Here is a 14,115-nt window from a genome sequence, read left to right as displayed (position 1 = left end):
CGACCCGACCTCAGTCGCAGTCGCGGCAGATCGGCTGACCGTTCTTCTCGCGGGCCAGTTGGCTGCGGTGGTGCACCAGGAAGCAGCTCATGCAGGTGAACTCGTCCTGCTGCTTGGGCAGCACCCGGACGGCCAGCTCCTCATTCGAGAGGTCCGCGCCGGGCAGCTCCAGGCCTTCGGCAGCCTCGAACTCGTCGACATCCACCGCGGAAGTCGACTTGTCGTTCCGCCTGGCCTTCAGCTCTTCAAGGCTGTCCGAGTCGACGTCGTCGTCGGTCTTGCGCGGGGTGTCGTAATCCGTTGCCATGTCGCTCTCCCCCTCTGGGTGTCTGCGGTGTCTCCAGCGCACGTAACGCGTGAGAGGCCGGACTTGTGCCCGACCCGAGGCGGAGATTTTGCCTCACATCAAGGTCTGTTACTCAATCGACACCCAACCGAACTCCTCAAGAGTGATCGGCTTGGATGGCGAAGCGGACCGTACACGGTCCCAATGCCGCAGTTCAAAGGCGTCTCACCGTGTACTTCCCGTGATCAAGACCCCCGAAAACCCGGATTTTCCCGGCTTTCCGACAGGTTGCATGATCACGGAGAGTAGATGGCCGGAAATTCGCCCTTGTGATCGATCACACACGGTTCCGCTCACCGAGCGCCCAGAAAATTCCGCGCAAAGCGAACATCCCCATGCCAGCGGCGTGTGTCGGCGCACATGGTCTCAGACCGGAAGGGTCACTCGCATCACGAGCCCGCCTCCCTCACGCGGCTGCGCCGAGATATGGCCGCCGTGGGCCCGCACCACGGACCGCACGATCGACAGGCCCAGGCCCACGCCCTTGTCGCTGCCCGTCCGCTCCGTCCGCAGCCGTCTGAACGGCTCGAAGAGGTTGTCCACCTCGTACGCCGGCACCACCGGCCCGGTGTTCGACACGACCAGGACCGCCTGCCCGTGCTGGACCTCGGTCGTGACCTCGACCCAGCCATCCTCCGGGATGTTGTACCGGACGGCGTTCTGCACCAGGTTCAGGGCGATGCGCTCCAGCAGGACGCCGTTGCCCTGGACCACCGCGGGCTTCTGCTCGCCGCGGATCACCACGCCCTTGGCCTCCGCCTCGGCGTGCACCTGGTCGACGGCCTGCTCGGCGACCTCGGCGAGGTCGACCGGCTTGCGCTCGACGATCTGGTTGTCGCTGCGGGCGAGCAGCAGCAGGCCCTCCACGAGCTGCTCACTGCGCTCGTTGGTGGCCAGCAGCGTCTTGCCGAGCTGCTGGAGCTCCACCGGCGCGTTCGGGTCGGAGAGGTGCACCTCGAGCAGTGTGCGGTTGATCGCCAGCGGGGTGCGCAGTTCGTGCGAGGCGTTGCCGACGAAGCGCTGCTGGGCGGTGAAGGCCCGTTGCAGCCGCTCCAGCATCTCGTCGAAGGTGTCGGCCAGCTCCTTCAGCTCGTCGTCCGGGCCGTCCAGCTCGATACGGCGGGACAGGTCCGAACCCGCCACCGCGCGGGCGGTGCGGGTGATCCGGCCCAGCGGCGACAGCACGCGGCCGGCCATCGCGTATCCGAAGGCGAAGGCGATGATCGCGAGGCCCAGCAGGGCGAGCAGGGACCGGCTGAGCAGATCGTCGAGGGCGACCCGGCGCTGATCGTCGATGCAGGCGCTGACCGCCTCGTTGAACTGCGGATAGGTGAGGTTGGTGGCGTTGTTGATGGCCGGGCAGTTGTCGCTGGTGACCTTGAGCTCGGCGCCGCCCACGATCTTGAACAGCGGCTCGTTGCCCGTGTTGATCGCCTGCGCGGCCAGCAGGTAGATGATCGACAGCAGCAGGATGCCGGCGATCAGGAACATGCCGCCGTACAGCAGCGTGAGCCTTATCCGGATCGTCGGGCGCAGCCACGGGAAGGGCGGCTCCGACCTGCGGGGGTCCCAGGTGGGTTTCGGGGGCGCCTGGGGAGGCGCAGGGGTGGCGGCCACGGCGGATCAGATCCGGTAGCCGGAACCCGGGACGGTCACGATGACCGGCGGTTCGCCCAGCTTGCGGCGCAGCGTCATGACGGTCACCCGCACCACGTTCGTGAACGGGTCGGTGTTCTCGTCCCAGGCCTTCTCCAGGAGCTGCTCGGCGGAGACGACCGCGCCCTCGCTGCGCATCAGCACCTCCAGCACGGCGAACTCCTTCGGCGCGAGCTGCACCTCCTTGCCGTCGCGGAACACCTCGCGGCGGTTGGGGTCCAGCTTGATGCCGGCGCGCTCCAGGACGGGCGGCAGCGGCACGCTGGTACGGCGGCCGAGCGCACGCACGCGTGCCGTCAGCTCGCTGAAGGCGAAGGGCTTGGGAAGGTAGTCGTCGGCGCCGATCTCCAGTCCCTCGACGCGGTCGCTGACATCGCCGGAGGCCGTGAGCATCAGCACGCGGGTGGGCATGCCGAGTTCGACGATCTTGCGGCAGACGTCGTCGCCGTGCACCAGCGGGAGGTCGCGGTCGAGGACGACCACGTCGTAGTCGTTGACGCCGATGCGCTCCAGGGCTGCCGCACCGTCGTACACGACGTCGACGGCCATGGCCTCCCGGCGCAGTCCGGTGGCCACCGCATCGGCGAGCAGTTGCTCGTCCTCGACGACGAGTACGCGCACGTCGCTTGTCCTTCCTGTGTCCACCCGCTTGGCGGTTGTCTCGCACGCGGGCAGGGGTGTTCGTTCGGGTGTCTTGGCCTCCATCCTGCCCTTTTCGGCCATAAGTCGGCGGTAAGACGGGTGAGCGGAGCATGCGGGACAGGTGTGAGGCCCGGGAATGCGAGATTTTCTCTTCCGGTTGAGGTTTCCGTGGGAGGGACCGCGGGGAGGACGGCATGTACACCCCGCGATCACGCTCTGCTTGTGCCGCACCACCATGCGGTACGAGAGAATCCGCTTTCCGCAGAGCGGGTGTGGGTGTCCGGCACGGTCGCCGCCCGGCACGGGCAGCGCTGGGCACCTACAGGAGACGTGATCGCCCCTTCCGAACGGCACACCCCCGTGCCATCGACCCACGACCCAGGACGAGGGGGCGCAGCATGGACGCATTCACCGCAGGACTTCTGCAGCGCATAAAGACGACCGAGTCCGACCTGACGCGGGCTCGTGACGAGGGCGACGACTTCCTCGTCGAGGTGGAGCAGGGCGAGCTCGACGACCTGCGCCGCCTCGCCGCCGAGCATGGTGTGGAAGTCAGCGCGTCTAGCGTCTGATCGGCTTTTCGGTACAACGGCGACCCCCGGCGAATCCAGCGCCGGGGGTCGCTCTTTTCGTGCGTGGCGGGTCAGTCGTGCCAGGCGCCCAAGTCCTCCAGCAGGCGCTGGAGGGGCTCGAAGACTCCCGGTGTCGCTGCGACCGTCAGGTCGCGGGAGGGGCGTTCTCCGGGGCGGCCGCCGGTCAGGGCGCCCGCTTCACGGGCGATGAGGTCGCCGGCGGCGAAGTCCCAGGCGTTGAGGCCCCGCTCGTAGTAGCCGTCCAGGCGGCCCGCCGCCAGGTCGCACAGGTCGATCGCGGCCGAGCCGCCGCGGCGGATGTCGCGCAGCAGGGGGATCAGTTGCCGGGCGACGTCGGCCTGGTGGGTGCGGACCTCGGTGACGTAGTTGAAGCCGGTCGAGACCAGGGCTTGGTCGAGGGGGGCCGTCGGGCGGCAGGTCAGCCTGCGCTCGCCGTCCCAGGGGCCGGTCGCCCAGGCGCCGTCGCCCCGCACCGCGTGGTAGGTCTCGCCGCGCATGGGGGCCGCCACCACGCCCACCACGGTCTCGCCGTCCTGCTCGGCGGCGATGGAGACGGACCAGGTCGGCAGTCCGTAGAGGTAGTTGACCGTGCCGTCGAGGGGGTCGATCACCCAGCGGATGCCGCTCGTGCCCTCGGAGGAGGCGCCCTCCTCGCCGAGGAAGCCGTCGTCGGGGCGGTGCTCGGAGATCAGGTTCGTGATCAGCTTCTCCGCCGCGATGTCCATCTCGGTGACCACGTCGATCGGGCTGGACTTGGTCGCGGCGACCGCGAGGTCGGCCGGGCGGCCGTCGCGCAGGAGTGCACCGGCGCGGCGGGCCGCCTCCTGGGCCAGGGTGAGCAGTTCCGTGGGCAGGGCGTCGGTCACGGGGCTCCTCATGCGTAGGGGCTGTCGGCGCCGGCTGCGGCGGGCCTGGGGGCGCGGGACGGGCAGCAGCCGACCGGGCAGAGGTTGTGGCTCGCGCCGAGCGCACCGAGGGCGCACGGCGTGACCTCCTCCGCGCGCTCCACGGCGGCGCGCTCCAGGACGAGGTCGCGGACCGCGGCGGCGAACCGCGGGTCGTCGCCGACGGTGGCCGAGCGGCGCATCGGCAGGCCCAGCTCCTCGGCCTTGGCCTTGGCCTCCGTGTCGAGGTCGTAGAGGACCTCCATGTGGTCGGAGACGAAGCCGATGGGGGCGATCACGACCGCCGGGACGCCGGCCGCGTGCCGCTCTTCCAGGTGGTCGCAGATGTCGGGCTCCAGCCAGGGGATGTGCGGAGCGCCGGAGCGGGACTGGTAGACGAGCTGCCAGGGGTGGTCGACGCCCGTGCGTTCGCGCACGGCGTCGGCGATCAGCCGGGCCACGTCCAGATGCTCGGCCACGTACGCGCCGCCGTCTCCGTGGTCCTCGACGCGGCCGGAGCTGTCGGCCGCGGCGGTCGGGATGGAGTGGGTGGAGAACGCGATGTGCGCTCCGCTCCGGACGTCCTCGGGGAGGTCGGCCAGGGAGTGCAGCACGCCGTCGATCATCGGCTCCAGGAAGCCGGGGTGGTTGAAGTAGTGCCGCAGCTTGTCGATCTCGGGAAGTTCGAGGCCCTCGGCCTCCAGCGCGGCCAGCGAGTCGGCGAGGTTCTCGCGGTACTGACGGCAGCCCGAGTAGGAGGCGTAGGCGCTGGTGGCGAGGACCAGGATGCGGCGGTGGCCGTCGGTGACCATCTCACGCAGCGTGTCCGTCAGGTACGGCGCCCAGTTGCGGTTGCCCCAGTAGATCGGCAGATCCAGACCGTGCTCGGCGAAGTCCTTGCGCAGGGCGTCCAGCAGGGCGCGGTTCTGGTCGTTGATGGGGCTGACGCCGCCGAACTGGAAGTAGTGCTCGCCGACTTCCTTCAGGCGTTCGGTGGGGATGCCCCGCCCACGGGTGACGTTCTCCAGGAACGGGATCACGTCGTCCGGGCCCTCGGGGCCGCCGAAGGAGAGCAGGAGCAAGGCGTCGTAGGGGCTGGCATCGCGCGCTTCTGGCATGGGTCGATCCTGTCATCCGGTACTGACAGCCGGGAAACGGCGGGGTGTCGACCCGGGTTCCCCGTTCGTCCGGACGGGTGCGTTAGGGTCACCTAACTCGTAAGCTGTCTCGGCTGGCGACACGCCTTACCGCGCGCTCCAGAGCCCAACTCGTCCACGCTCGCTTCCGCCTGACCGGAGACCCCCGTGCCCAGCCCCTACCGCGCCTTGTTCGATGCCCCCGGCACCAGGGCCTTCTCCGCCGCGGGTCTCCTCGGCCGGATGCCGCTGTCGATGATGGGTATCGGCGTGGTGACCATGGTGTCGCAGCTCACCGGGCGGTACGGCCTGGCCGGCGCCCTGTCGGCCACGATCGCCCTCGCCGCGGCGGTGGCGGGCCCTCAGGTCTCGCGCATGGTGGACCAGTACGGGCAGGCCCGGGTGCTGCGCCCGGCGACGCTGATCTCGCTCGCGGCGGGCGCCCTGCTGCTGTTCGCGGCGCACTACGGATGGCCGGACTGGGTGCTGTTCGTGGCCTGCGTCGGCATCGGCTGCGTGCCGAGCGTGGGGGCGATGATCCGCGCCCGCTGGGCCGCGCTGTACCGGGGGACGCCCCAACTGCACACCGCGTACTCCTTCGAGTCCGTGATCGACGAGGTGTGCTTCATCTTCGGGCCGATCATCTCCATCGGGCTGTCCACGGCGTGGTTCCCGGAGGCCGGGCCGCTGCTCGCCGGCTGCTTCCTGGCGGCCGGTGTCTTCTGGCTGACCGCGCAGCGCTCCACCGAGCCCGCGCCGCATCCGCGCGAGAAGCAGGGGGGCAGCTCCGCCCTGCGCGCCCCCGGGCTCCAGGTGCTGGTGGCCACCTTCGTGGCGACCGGAGCGATCTTCGGCGCCGTCGACGTGGTCACCGTGGCCTTCGCGGACGAGCAGGGGCACAAGAGCGCCGCGAGCGTGGTCCTCGCGCTGTACGCGGCGGGCTCCTGCGGGGCGGGCCTCGTCTTCGGGTTGCTGCGCTTCAAGGGGGCGCCAGAACGTCGTTGGTTGCTGGGCATATGCGCGATGGCCGTGAGTATGATCCCCCTCCTACTGGTCGGAAACTTGCCGTTTCTGGCTGTGGCGCTGTTCGTCTCGGGCATGGCCGTCGCTCCCACGATGATCACCACCATGTCCCTGATCGAAGAGCACGTACCACGCGCGCAACTGACCGAGGGCATGACCTGGGTGAGCACCGGGCTCGCGGTCGGGGTCGCGCTCGGCTCCTCCATGGCCGGCTGGGTGATCGACGCGGCCGGCGCGGACGCCGGGTACGGGGTTCCGGCGGTGTCCGGGGCCGTCGCGGTCGCGGTCGGTTTCCTGGGGTACCGCCGGCTCAGCAGGCCGGCTCCGCGTCGGGAGGACACCGTTGAGCAGCACAGCGAGCGGGAAGAACGGCACGTGGCGTAACTGGGGCGGCAATGTCGTCACCCGCCCCGCGCGGGAGGTCACTCCGGCGTCCGTCCAGGAGCTGACCGCGGCGATACGCCGGGCCGCCGAGGACGGCCTGAAGGTGAAGGCGGTCGGCAGCGGGCACTCCTTCACGTCCATAGCCGCAACCGACGGTGTGCTGGTCCGCCCTCAGTTGCTGACCGGCATACGTCACATCGACCGCGAGGCCGGGACGGTCACGGTCGAGGCCGGCACCCCGCTCAAGCGCCTCAACATGGCCCTGGCGCGCGAGGGCCTGTCGCTCGCGAACATGGGCGACATCATGGAGCAGACGGTCTCCGGCGCCACCGGCACCGGCACGCACGGCACGGGCCGCGACTCGGGTTCGATCGCCGCCCAGATCAAGGCCCTGGAACTGGTCACCGCCGACGGCTCGGTGCTCACCTGCTCCGAGAAGGAGAACCCGGAGGTCTTCGCCGCCGCCCGCATCGGCCTCGGCGCCCTGGGCATCGTCACCGCGATCACCTTCGCCGTGGAGCCGGTCTTCCTGCTGACCGCGCGCGAGGAGCCGATGCCGTTCGCGCGCGTCCTGGCGGAGTTCGACGAACTGTGGACCGAGAACGAGCACTTCGAGTTCTACTGGTTCCCGCACACCGGCAGCACCAACACCAAGCGCAACAACCGCAGCGCGGGCCCGGAGAAGCCGGTGGGGCGGCTCGCGGGCTGGTTCGAGGACGAGCTGCTCTCCAACGGCGTCTTCCAGGTGGCCCAGTGGGTCGGCCGTGCGGCGCCCGCCACCATCCCGACGATCGCCCGGGTCTCCAGCAAGGCACTCTCCGCCCGGACCTACACGGACATCCCCTACAAGGTCTTCACATCACCGCGCCGGGTGCGCTTCGTGGAGATGGAGTACGCCGTCCCGCGCGAGGCCGTCGTGGAGACACTGCTCGAACTCAAGGCCATGGTCGAGCGCTCCGGCCTGCGGATCAGCTTCCCCGTCGAGGTGCGCACCGCCCCGGCCGACGACATCACCCTGTCCACCGCCTCGGGGCGCGACAGCGCGTACATCGCCGTCCACATGGTCAAGGGCACGCCGTTCCAGCGGTACTTCACCGCGGCCGAACGCATCTTCACGGCGCACGAGGGGCGCCCGCACTGGGGCAAGGTGCACACGCGCGACGCCGAGTATCTCGCCGGGGTCTACCCGCGCTTCGAGGAGTTCACCGCGCTGCGGGACCGCCTCGACCCCGACCGGCTGTTCCAGAACGACTACTTGCGCAGGGTGTTGGGGGCGTAGCGCCCGGTCCGCGAGTTCGGCCGCTCGGCCAACTGCGCGACCGGGGCACGTACGGTCGAAAGCATTAGTTCCGTTTCTGACATTTGCGTGAAGTACGCCACGTTCAAGGTCGAAAACCGCCCAACCCACGGCCGAGTCACGCCCATTGCCAGAAGTTGGGCGGCGTGCCAATCCACGCACGTGGCCCAAATGGAGTACTGTGGCGAGCCCTGGGTCCGGTCTCCCGCCTGGGCATCCGTGGCCTACAAGGACCGCCGGGAGGGGGCTAGTTGCACAGGGTGACGGAGTTGGTCACTTAGCGTTGCGAATAGGTAACCGTGCCATAACGGCGATCCAGGGCCCTGGCCCGACACGCCGGGCAACTCGGCAAGGTTGTGGCAGGCTGCACCCGGGCAGGCCACACTCGACTAGCGGAAGCAGCGACGCACGTGACGTCGGCAGGCACCACCCGGGAGGTCCCCATGCCCGAACTGCGTGTCGTGGCCGTCTCAAATGACGGCACACGGCTGGTGCTCAAGGCTGCCGACGCAACGGAGTACACCCTTCCGATCGACGAACGCCTGCGCGCTGCCGTGCGCGGCGACCGGCCCCGCCTCGGCCAGATCGAGATCGAGGTCGAGAGCCATCTGCGCCCCCGTGACATCCAGGCGCGTATACGCGCCGGTGCCACCGCGGAAGAGGTGGCCCAGCTCGCCGGCATCCCCGTCGACCGCGTGCGGCGCTTCGAGGGCCCCGTGCTCGCCGAGCGCGCCTTCATGGCCGAACGAGCCCGCAAGACTCCCGTCCGCCGGCCCGGCGAGAACGCCGCCGGTCCGCAGCTCGGCGAGGCCGTCCAGGAGCGGCTGCTGCTGCGCGGCGCCGACAAGGACACCGCGCAGTGGGACTCGTGGCGCCGCGACGACGGCACCTGGGAAGTTCTGCTGGTCTACCTGGTGGCAGGCGAACCGCACTCGGCGAGCTGGACCTACGACCCGCCCCGGCGGCTCGTCCAGGCCGTCGACGAGGAGGCGCGCTCGCTGATCGGCGAGTCCGACGACCTCGCCGCACCGGAGCCGAGCTTCCCGTTCGTGCCGCGTATCGCCCGGCTTCCGCGCGAGCGTTCGATGGACCGTGCCCTCGACACCGCGCGGCCGAGCCTGCCCGCCCAGGCCTCCGAACCGGTCGAGGAGACCGCGGAGGAGAGGGACTCGCTGACCAGCCTGCTGGAGGCGGTGCCGAGCTTCCGCGGCGACATGGTGGTTCCCGAGCGGCCTGCGGAGCCCGAGGTGGAGGAGCCCGCGGCCGAGCCGGCCGCGGAGGAGCCGCCCGCTCCGGCCGCGTCGGCCGGTTCCGCCTACGCGGACGTCCTCATGCCCCGTTCCGTCGGCAGTCACCGTGATCGTCTCATCGGCGCCACGGACCGCCAGGCCGAGGCGGACGGCGTCCGCCCGGGCCGCCGGGCCGCGGTGCCGAGCTGGGACGAGATCGTGTTCGGCACGCGCCGCAAGAAGCAGGAGTAGCCGGTAACAGCCGGTCGTACGGCTGCCCGTGCGGCCATACGAAGGAGAGGGCCGCGTTGCGAGCAACGCGGCCCTCCGGCTGTGCGGGGGGGCGCAGTCACCGGGCCCGATGGCGCCCGGGGGGGGGACCCGGACGGCTCAGCGCCGGCTGCGACTCCAGGGTGAAGCAAGCCCGCCGAGGTCGGCGAGCGTCCTCACCCCCGATGGCCGAACTGCCTTGCCCTACTGCGGATCCGGCCCCACGGCCACCGGACGGGACGGGTCCGAGGACCACTCCGACCAGGAGCCGACGTACAGGTCGGTCTCGATGCCCGCGACCGCCAGGGCCAGGGCCTCGTGCGCGGCGGAGACTCCCGATCCGCAGTAGACGCCGACCCGGGTGTCCTCGGATGCGCCGAGAGCCTTGAAGCGGGCGGCGAGTTCCTCGGCGGGGAGGAAGCGGCCGTCCGGGCCGACGTTCTCATTGGTGGGGGCGGACACCGCGCCGGGGATGTGGCCGCCGACCCGGTCGATCGGCTCGACCTCGCCGCGATAGCGCTCCCCCGCTCGTGCGTCCAGGAGTACCCCCGACCGGGCGAGCGCCGCCGCGCCGTCGGCGTCGAGCAGACCCGTCGCACCCGGCACCGGCTCGAAGTCGCCCTCCGCCGGCGTCGGCACCGAGGTCTCCAGCGGGCCCTGCCACGCCGGCAGCCCGCCGTCGAGGACCCGCACGTCGGGGTGACCCGTCCAGCGCAGCAGCCACCAGGCACGGGCCGCCGCCCAGCCCAGGCCGCCGTCGTACACGACCACCGGCGTCGCAGAGGACACCCCCGCCCGCCGCATCGCCGTACCGAATTCAGCCAAGTCGGGCAGCGGATGACGGCCCCGCGAACCGGGCGCGGAGGCCAGTTCCCGGTCCAGGTCGACGTAGACGGCGCCGGGGACGTGCCCGGTCTCGTATGCCTTGCGGCCGTCGAACGGGGGCTCGCCGGGGGTCTTGGCCAGGCTCAACTGCCAGCGGACGTCGAGCAGCACCGGCGGCTGCTGCCCCGTCAGCGCGTTCGCGAGGTCGGATGCGGAGATGATGGCGTTCATGACCACCATCCTTGCGCACGGGGTGGCCGCATCGCCCGGCTCCGGATACTCTGCCCGCCGGACAGGCCCGATCACGAGGCGTATGGGATCGGGCACATGCTGTACAGCCGATCGACATCCGTCGGCAATCGCACAGAAACGGGCGGTCCATCGCACACCGGGCATCCTCCGGTCGGCGGCCGTCGTGCGGCGGCGTGCCCGCAGGGCGCGCGACCTCGGGTGGTGCGAGCATCGGCACGGGGGGCGGGACAGCGGATGAGACGCGGCCACCGCAAGGGGCCGAGGAGAGAGTGACGATGACCGAGGCACGGGGGTCGGCCGGCCCGAACAGCGTGACACACGCTCGGCACGCGCCCGGCACGCCCTGCTGGGTGAGCCTGATGGTGCACGGGCTGGCCGCGACCCAGGAGTTCTACGGATCGCTGTTCGGCTGGGAGTTCCGCCCCGGCCCCCAGCAGCTCGGTCCCTATGTGCGTGCCCTGCTCGACGGCCGTGAGGTGGCCGGCATCGGCCAGTTGCCGCCCGACCGTCACCTCCCCGTGGCCTGGACGCCCTACCTCGCCTCGAACGACGTGGACCTGACCGCCGAGACGGTACGGCTGTGCGGCGGCACCGTCGGCGTCGGGCCGCTGGACGCCGCCGAGGCCGGCCGGATGGCGATCTGCTCCGACCCCTCCGGCGCCGTCTTCGGCATCTGGCAGACGGCCGCCCATCTCGGCACGGCCATCACCGGGGTGCCCGGCACCCCGGCCTGGAACGAGCTGCTGACCTTCGAGTCCGTCACCGTCGCGAAGTTCTACGGGACGATGTTCGGCTACGAGGAGGAGGCAGTGGTCTCCGCCGACCTCGACTACGTGAGCCTGCACATCGACGGCCGCCCGGTCGCCGGCATCCACGGCGTCGGCAACGCCCTGCCCCGCGACCGGGGCCCGCACTGGATGACGTACTTCGAAGTCGCCGACACCGACGACGCGGTGGAGCGGATCGTCGACCTCGGCGGCCATGTCCTGCGACCGGCCCACGACAGCGCCCACGGCCGGGTGGCGACGGTGGCGGATCCCGAGGGAGCCCGGTTCTCCGTCATCCAGAACCCGCGCTGACGGCGGTCGCGGGCCGCACCGCGGCTCAGGCCGGCTGCACCGGCAGCACGTCCGGGGACAGCGCCGCCGCCCGTGCGCTGGCCGCCGTCATCCGGCGGCGGTGGTGGCGGCGGCACAGGACCTCGTAGCCGACGGCGTCGGACTGGTTGACGTCGCCGACGACCACCTGGGCGCCCTCGACGACCATCTCGCCGCCTATCGTGCGGGCGTTGTGGGTGGCGCGGGCGCCGCACCAGCACAGGGCCTCGACCTGGAGCACCTCGACCCGGTCGGCCAGTTCCACCAGGCGCTGGGAGCCGGGGAAGAGCTTGCTGCGGAAGTCGGTCGTGATGCCGAAGGCGTACACGTCGAGGCCCAGGTCGTCGACCACGCGCGCGAGTTGGTCGATCTGGACCGGGGCGAGGAACTGGGCCTCGTCGGCGATGACGTAGTCCGCCCGGCCGCCCCGGGAGAGGTGGTCGACGAGGTAGCCGTACAGGTCCATGCCGTCCTCGATCTCCACCGCGTCGGTGACCAGGCCGAGCCGTGAGGACAGCTTGCCCTCGCCCGCGCGGTCGTCGCGGGTGAAGATCATGCCCGCGAGCCCACGCGCCGAACGGTTGTGCTCGATCTGCAGAGCCAGTGTCGACTTCCCGCAGTCCATCGTTCCGGAGAAGAACACCAGCTCGGGCATGTGGAGTTGAGCACCTTTCGGCAACAAGGAGGGCTGAGGGAGGTTTCAGGAGCGTACTTCGAGCAGCGGCACGAGCTGCTCGGCGGGGGTCAGCGAACCGTGGTTGCCGACCATCGCCGACTCCTTCGGCTCCCGCTCGGAGGCGATGATCAGGACGTCGTCACGGGCGGCCGCGATCACGTCGCCGATGCGGTCGTGGACCCGCTCGTCGATCTGCGGCCCGAACCAGCCCGCCTCGATCGCCTCGTTGCGGGAGGCCACCCAGAACTGTTCGCCGAGCACTTCGCGCCAGCAGGTCAGGACGTCGTTCGCGGCGCCCGGCACCGCGTACACGTGCCGCGCCCGGCCCTCGCCGCCCAGCAGGGCGACGCCGGCACGCAGCTCCCAGTCCTCGTCGAAGTCGATGCGGTGCTCTTCGTCGAAGGGCACGTCGATCATGCCGTGGTCGGCGGTGATGTAGAGCGCGGTGCGCGCAGGCAACTGCTCGGCGAGGCGCTGGACGAGCCGGTCGACGTACATGAGCTGGCCACGCCAGGTGTCCGAGTCGACGCCGTAGCGGTGGCCGGCGCCGTCGAGTTCGGCGTAGTACGTGTAGACCAGGGAGCGGTCGCCCGCGGCCAGTTGCTCGGCCGCGAGGTCCATGCGCTCCTCGCCGGTCAGCCGCCCGAGGAACGTTCCGCCACTGAGTGCGACCTTGGTCAGCGGGGTGTTCTGGAAGGTGGGCGAGGACACCTGGGCCGCGTGCACGCCCGCCCGGTGCGCCAGTTCGAAGACGGTCGGATACGGCTGCCAGACGTGCGGCGGCGTCCACGGGTTCCAGCGCAACTGGTTCATCAGCTCGCCGGTTGCGGGGTTGCGCACGGTGTAGCCGGGCAGGCCGTGCGCACCCGGCGGCAGGCCGGTGCCGACGGAGGCGAGGGAGGTCGCGGTGGTCGCCGGGTAGCCGGTGGTGATCGGGCGTCCGGTGCCGCCCCGCGAGCTGCCGAGGAGCGCGCTCATGAAGGGGGCTTCCTCGGGGTGCGCCTTGAGCTGCTCCCAGCCGAGGCCGTCGATCAGGAACACGCAGTTGCGGTCGGCGGGGGTCAGCTCGCCGATCGTGGCGGTCATGCCCGGTACGGCCATGCCCGCGGCCAGTGTGGGCAGCAGGTCGGCGAGCGAGCCGCCGCCGTACTCGGGGGACGGGGCTGAGGTGACGGCGAGGGGTTCCGGATGGGGATCCCAGGCGGTGGACTGTGCCATCAGTGCGTGGGGTCCGCGGTCGCCTCGGACAGCGCCTGGGCGAAGGCGAGCGCCTGGCGCACCGTCTCCGGTCCGTCGCCGGCCTCGCTGACGCGCAGGCTGAGGTCGTCCGCCGTCGAACTGCCCGTGTAGCCGTGGTCGGCCTCGCAGTTGGGGTCGCCGCAGGCGGCGGGCTCCAGGTCGATGCGGGAGACGGCGCCCCAGCCGATGGTGAGAACCACCTCGCGGGGCAGCGTGCCCACCGTGTACTGCTCCGGGTTGGCGACGACGCGGCTGACCACGACCGAGGAGATCCGGCCGAGCTTGACCGACTCCGTCGAGGTCGTGGCGTAGGGCGTCGGGGAGGTGCTGTCCGCGGCCTGCTCGTCGGTGTGGCTGACGATGAAGCGGTTGCCGGTGAGGACGAGGACGGTCACATGCCGCCGCACCTCGTTCTGGTCGAACGTGGTCTCCTGGTGGACCAGGTACGACCGGATGGGCTCGCCGCCCACGGCGGCCTCCACCGCCTCGGCCACGAGGGCCGGGTAGTAGCCGCTGCGCTCGATCGCCGCTCGCAGCCCCTGGGTCGTCGTACTGGTCTTGGCCAT

General features: G+C 70.9%; 14 protein-coding genes. 5 read left to right on the top strand and 9 right to left on the bottom strand.

The genetic code is table 11. The annotated features are described in order from the left end of the window. Nucleotides 1–10 precede the first annotated feature (10 nt). The 3 genes from ACZ69Q_RS00645 to ACZ69Q_RS00635 form a co-directional block, all read right to left on the bottom strand. Nucleotides 11–307 carry a DUF4193 domain-containing protein gene (locus ACZ69Q_RS00645; RefSeq protein ID WP_005481602.1) on the bottom strand — a complete coding sequence of 99 codons (297 nt, stop codon included), beginning with the start codon at nt 305–307 and terminating at the stop codon, nt 11–13. A gap of 405 nt (nt 308–712) precedes the next feature. Beyond that, nucleotides 713–1,963: a sensor histidine kinase gene (locus ACZ69Q_RS00640; RefSeq protein ID WP_471033912.1), complete on the bottom strand. Its 1,251-nt coding sequence runs from the start codon at nt 1,961–1,963 to the stop codon at nt 713–715. A 6-nt stretch (nt 1,964–1,969) separates the two neighbouring features. Next, nucleotides 1,970–2,623, bottom strand: coding sequence for a response regulator transcription factor (locus ACZ69Q_RS00635; protein WP_007385219.1), 654 nt, complete (start codon nt 2,621–2,623; stop codon nt 1,970–1,972). A 419-nt stretch (nt 2,624–3,042) separates the two neighbouring features. Here ACZ69Q_RS00635 and ACZ69Q_RS00630 point away from each other — a divergent pair, with 419 nt between their 5' ends. Next, nucleotides 3,043–3,216, top strand: a complete 174-nt coding sequence (locus ACZ69Q_RS00630; RefSeq protein ID WP_471033909.1) for a hypothetical protein — start codon at nt 3,043–3,045, stop codon at nt 3,214–3,216. Nucleotides 3,217–3,287: 71 nt separating this feature from the next. Here the strand turns inward: ACZ69Q_RS00630 and ACZ69Q_RS00625 are convergent, their stop codons facing one another. Both ACZ69Q_RS00625 and ACZ69Q_RS00620 read right to left on the bottom strand, forming a co-directional pair. After that, the gene (locus ACZ69Q_RS00625) at nt 3,288–4,103 is read right to left on the bottom strand and encodes an inositol monophosphatase family protein (RefSeq protein WP_471033907.1); all 816 of its coding nucleotides are present in this window, start codon (nt 4,101–4,103) and stop codon (nt 3,288–3,290) included. Nucleotides 4,104–4,111: 8 nt separating this feature from the next. Then, nucleotides 4,112–5,239: a ferrochelatase gene (locus ACZ69Q_RS00620; protein ID WP_471033904.1), complete on the bottom strand. Its 1,128-nt coding sequence runs from the start codon at nt 5,237–5,239 to the stop codon at nt 4,112–4,114. A 186-nt stretch (nt 5,240–5,425) separates the two neighbouring features. Between ACZ69Q_RS00620 and ACZ69Q_RS00615 the strand changes: the two genes are divergently transcribed. The 3 genes from ACZ69Q_RS00615 to sepH all read left to right on the top strand — a co-directional run bounded on the left by ACZ69Q_RS00615 (nt 5,426) and on the right by sepH (nt 9,442). Then, nucleotides 5,426–6,664, top strand: coding sequence for an MFS transporter (locus ACZ69Q_RS00615; protein WP_471033903.1), 1,239 nt, complete (start codon nt 5,426–5,428; stop codon nt 6,662–6,664). Next, a complete protein-coding gene (locus ACZ69Q_RS00610; protein ID WP_471033902.1) occupies nt 6,624–7,943 on the top strand; it encodes a D-arabinono-1,4-lactone oxidase in 1,320 nt (439 codons plus the stop codon). The genes ACZ69Q_RS00615 and ACZ69Q_RS00610 overlap by 41 nt, the downstream gene beginning before the upstream one ends. A gap of 461 nt (nt 7,944–8,404) precedes the next feature. Beyond that, nucleotides 8,405–9,442, top strand: coding sequence for a septation protein SepH (gene sepH / locus ACZ69Q_RS00605; RefSeq protein ID WP_471033901.1), 1,038 nt, complete (start codon nt 8,405–8,407; stop codon nt 9,440–9,442). Nucleotides 9,443–9,664: 222 nt separating this feature from the next. Here the strand turns inward: sepH and ACZ69Q_RS00600 are convergent, their stop codons facing one another. Continuing rightward, the gene (locus tag ACZ69Q_RS00600; protein WP_471033899.1) at nt 9,665–10,516 is read right to left on the bottom strand and encodes a sulfurtransferase; all 852 of its coding nucleotides are present in this window, start codon (nt 10,514–10,516) and stop codon (nt 9,665–9,667) included. A 296-nt stretch (nt 10,517–10,812) separates the two neighbouring features. Here ACZ69Q_RS00600 and ACZ69Q_RS00595 point away from each other — a divergent pair, with 296 nt between their 5' ends. After that, nucleotides 10,813–11,616 (top strand): VOC family protein, encoded by an 804-nt coding sequence (locus ACZ69Q_RS00595; RefSeq protein WP_471033898.1) that lies wholly within the window; start codon nt 10,813–10,815, stop codon nt 11,614–11,616. Nucleotides 11,617–11,641: 25 nt separating this feature from the next. Here the strand turns inward: ACZ69Q_RS00595 and ACZ69Q_RS00590 are convergent, their stop codons facing one another. Genes ACZ69Q_RS00590 through ACZ69Q_RS00580 form a run of 3 tightly spaced genes read right to left on the bottom strand, consistent with a single transcriptional unit; the run spans nt 11,642 to nt 14,115 of the window. Beyond that, a complete protein-coding gene (locus ACZ69Q_RS00590) occupies nt 11,642–12,289 on the bottom strand; it encodes a thymidine kinase (RefSeq protein ID WP_471033897.1) in 648 nt (215 codons plus the stop codon). A 45-nt stretch (nt 12,290–12,334) separates the two neighbouring features. After that, nucleotides 12,335–13,528 (bottom strand): alkaline phosphatase family protein, encoded by a 1,194-nt coding sequence (locus ACZ69Q_RS00585; protein WP_471033896.1) that lies wholly within the window; start codon nt 13,526–13,528, stop codon nt 12,335–12,337. Beyond that, nucleotides 13,528–14,115, bottom strand: a complete 588-nt coding sequence (locus tag ACZ69Q_RS00580; RefSeq protein WP_471033895.1) for a DUF5998 family protein — start codon at nt 14,113–14,115, stop codon at nt 13,528–13,530. Before ACZ69Q_RS00580 ends, ACZ69Q_RS00585 begins: the two co-directional genes overlap by 1 nt.

The sequence above is a fragment of the Streptomyces sp. NPDC036764 genome (assembly GCF_055609385.1).
This window is presented reverse-complemented; position numbering and strand designations above follow the sequence as displayed.

Bases quoted from the DNA above. Each gene is read 5' to 3' on its own strand.
- sepH (WP_471033901.1), top strand. From the start codon at position 8,405: ATGCCCGAACTGCGTGTCGTGGCCGTCTCAAATGACGGCACACGGCTG.
- ACZ69Q_RS00590 (WP_471033897.1), bottom strand. From the start codon at position 12,289: ATGCCCGAGCTGGTGTTCTTCTCCGGAACGATGGACTGCGGGAAGTCG.
- ACZ69Q_RS00620 (WP_471033904.1), bottom strand. From the start codon at position 5,239: ATGCCAGAAGCGCGCGATGCCAGCCCCTACGACGCCTTGCTCCTGCTC.
- ACZ69Q_RS00630 (WP_471033909.1), top strand. From the start codon at position 3,043: ATGGACGCATTCACCGCAGGACTTCTGCAGCGCATAAAGACGACCGAG.
- ACZ69Q_RS00645 (WP_005481602.1), bottom strand. From the start codon at position 307: ATGGCAACGGATTACGACACCCCGCGCAAGACCGACGACGACGTCGAC.
- ACZ69Q_RS00595 (WP_471033898.1), top strand. From the start codon at position 10,813: ATGACCGAGGCACGGGGGTCGGCCGGCCCGAACAGCGTGACACACGCT.
- ACZ69Q_RS00580 (WP_471033895.1), bottom strand. From the start codon at position 14,115: ATGGCCAAGACCAGTACGACGACCCAGGGGCTGCGAGCGGCGATCGAG.
- ACZ69Q_RS00600 (WP_471033899.1), bottom strand. From the start codon at position 10,516: ATGAACGCCATCATCTCCGCATCCGACCTCGCGAACGCGCTGACGGGG.
- ACZ69Q_RS00585 (WP_471033896.1), bottom strand. From the start codon at position 13,528: ATGGCACAGTCCACCGCCTGGGATCCCCATCCGGAACCCCTCGCCGTC.